Origin of the sequence: Lapidilactobacillus luobeiensis (assembly GCF_024345205.1) — a bacterium.
GTDB classification, from domain to species: Bacteria; Bacillota; Bacilli; order Lactobacillales; family Lactobacillaceae; genus Lapidilactobacillus; species Lapidilactobacillus luobeiensis.
The window spans coordinates 1-3,221 of the sequence record NZ_BROC01000052.1; the positions used below are offsets into that span (position 1 = coordinate 1).

Sequence of the window (3,221 nt, forward strand, 5' to 3'; positions counted from 1 at the left end):
AGCGTGGCAACGCCCTATCCTCGCAGGCAGTCTCCCACCAACTACTTTCGGCGCTAAGAAGCTTAACTTCTGTGTTCGGCAAGGGAACAGGTGTATCCTTCTTGCTATCGCCACCACACTCTTTACTTTGAAAGAACTTTCGCTCCCTCAAAACTGGATCCTATCTCTCTGCTTTAACCGTTTTCCAACTCTTTTGACCTTTGGTCAAGTCCTCGACCGATTAGTACTGGTCAGCTCCATACGTCGCCGTACTTCTACACCCAGCCTATCTACCTCATATTCTCTGAGGGGTCTTACTAACTTACGTTATGGGAAATCTCATCTTGAGTGGGGCTTCACACTTAGATGCTTTCAGCGTTTATCCCTTCCATACATAGCTACCCAGCGATGCGCCTGGCGGCACAACTGGTACACCAGCGGTATGTCCATCCCGGTCCTCTCGTACTAAGGACAGCTTCTCTCAAATTTCCTACGCCCGCGACGGATAGGGACCGAACTGTCTCACGACGTTCTGAACCCAGCTCGCGTACCGCTTTAATGGGCGAACAGCCCAACCCTTGGGACCAACTTCAGCCCCAGGATGCGATGAGCCGACATCGAGGTGCCAAACCTCCCCGTCGATGTGGACTCTTGGGGGAGATAAGCCTGTTATCCCCAGGGTAGCTTTTATCCGTTGAGCGATGGCCCTTCCATACGGAACCACCGGATCACTAAGCCCGACTTTCGTCCCTGCTCGACTTGTCTGTCTCGCAGTCAAGCTCCCTTATACCTTTACACTCTGCGAATGATTTCCAACCATTCTGAGGGAACCTTTGGGCGCCTCCGTTACACTTTAGGAGGCGACCGCCCCAGTCAAACTGCCTACCTGACACTGTCTCCCGCCACGTGTGTGGCGCGGGTTAGAGGGTTCATAAAACAAGGGTAGTATCCCACCATTGCCTCTGTGAAAACTAGCGTTCTCACTTCATCGGCTCCTACCTATCCTGTACATGTTTCACAAACACTCAATATCAAGCTACAGTAAAGCTCCATGGGGTCTTTCCGTCCTGTCGCGGGTAACCCGCATCTTCACGGGTATTATAATTTCACCGAGTCTCTCGTTGAGACAGTGCCCAAATCATTACGCCTTTCGTGCGGGTCGGAACTTACCCGACAAGGAATTTCGCTACCTTAGGACCGTTATAGTTACGGCCGCCGTTTACTGGGGCTTCAATTCGTACCTTCGCTTACGCTAAGCACTCCTCTTAACCTTCCAGCACCGGGCAGGCGTCAGCCCCTATACGTCATCTTTCGATTTTGCAGAGACCTGTGTTTTTGATAAACAGTTGTTTGGGCCTATTCACTGCGGCTGACCTTGCGGTCAGCACCCCTTCTCCCGAAGTTACGGGGTCATTTTGCCGAGTTCCTTAACGAGAGTTCACTCGCTCACCTTAGGATTCTCTCCTCGACTACCTGTGTCGGTTTGCGGTACGGGTAGTTTATTTCTAACTAGAAGCTTTTCTCGGCAGTGTGATATCAGTTGCTTCGCTACTTAAATTTCGCTCCCCATCATAACTTGTCCTTAATAGAAATAAGCATTTGACTCATTTCCAGACTCGTTATTTGGACATGCTTTTCCAGCCGCATGCTCAACTTAACCTCCTGCGTCCCTCCATCGTTCAAACAAAATAAACTAGTGCAGGAATCTCGACCTGCTTGCCATCGACTACACCTTTCGGTCTCATCTTAGGTCCCGACTAACCCTGGGAGGACGAGCCTTCCCCAGGAAACCTTAGTCTTTCGGCGGATAGGATTCTCACCTATCTTGCGCTACTCATACCGGCATTCTCACTTCTAAGCGCTCCACTGGTCCTTACGATCCAGCTTCTTCGCCCTTAGAACGCTCTCCTACCACGTCATCCTTAGGATGACATCCACAGTTTCGGTATCATGCTTAGCCCCGGTACATTTTCGGCGCAGGGTCACTCGACTAGTGAGCTATTACGCACTCTTTAAATGGTGGCTGCTTCTGAGCCAACATCCTAGTTGTCTGTGCAACCCCACATCCTTTTCCACTTAGCATGATTTTGGGACCTTAACTGGTGATCTGGGCTGTTTCCCTTTCGACTACGGATCTTATCACTCGCAGTCTGACTCCCGAGGACCGGATCAATGGCATTCGGAGTTTATCTGGATTCAGTAACCCTTGACGGGCCCCTAGTCCAAACAGTGCTCTACCTCCATGATCCTAGCCTCGAGGCTAGCCCTAAAGCTATTTCGGAGAGAACCAGCTATCTCCAAGTTCGTTTGGAATTTCACCGCTACCCACACCTCATCCCCGCATTTTTCAACATACGTGGGTTCGGTCCTCCAGTGCGTTTTACCACACCTTCAACCTGGACATGGGTAGGTCACTTGGTTTCGGGTCTACGTCCTCATACTTAACGCCCTCTTCAGACTCGCTTTCGCTATGGCTCCATCTTTGCAACTTAACCTCGCATGAAAACGTAACTCGCCGGTTCATTCTACAAAAGGCACGCCATCACCCATTAACGGGCTCTGACTACTTGTAGGCACACGGTTTCAGGATCTATTTCACTCCCCTTCCGGGGTGCTTTTCACCTTTCCCTCACGGTACTGGTTCACTATCGGTCACTAGAGAGTATTTAGCCTTGGGAGATGGTCCTCCCGGTTTCCGACCAGATTTCACGTGTCTGGCCGTACTCAGGATCCAGGACGGAGGGGCTCGACTTTCATCTACGAGGCTTTCACTCTCTTTGGCGCAGCTTCCCAACTGCTTCGACTAATCGGTCCTTTTGTAACTCCATATGTCCTGTCCTACAACCCCAAAGAGCAAGCTCTTTGGTTTGGGCTGTTTCCCGTTCGCTCGCCGCTACTTAGGAAATCGAATTTTCTTTCTCTTCCTGCAGGTACTGAGATGTTTCAGTTCCCCGCGTCTGCCTTTACTTAGCTATGTATTCACTAAGCAATCATTATCATCTCTGATAATTGGGTTCCCCCATTCGGAAATCTCCGGATCAAAGCTTACTTACAGCTCCCCGAAGCATATCGGTGTTCGTCCCGTCCTTCATCGGCTTCTAGTGCCAAGGCATCCACCGTGCGCCCTTTGTAACTTGACCATCTGAAAACCTACGGTTTTCTCTGGGTCATTTACGCAAAAATTGCGTGGTTGTTTCTCGGTTATTACAGTTTCATAGTATCCAGTTTTCAAAGAACGAATT

At 50.2% G+C, this 3,221-nt stretch carries 2 rRNA genes; both read right to left on the minus strand.

The features are described from left to right. Position 1: 1 nt before the first annotated feature. Positions 2-118, minus strand: a 5S ribosomal RNA gene (gene rrf, locus OCU21_RS11135). Between the two features lie 82 nt (positions 119-200). Beyond that, positions 201-3,119 (minus strand): 23S ribosomal RNA (locus OCU21_RS11140). Between the last annotated feature and the right edge of the window lie 102 nt (positions 3,120-3,221).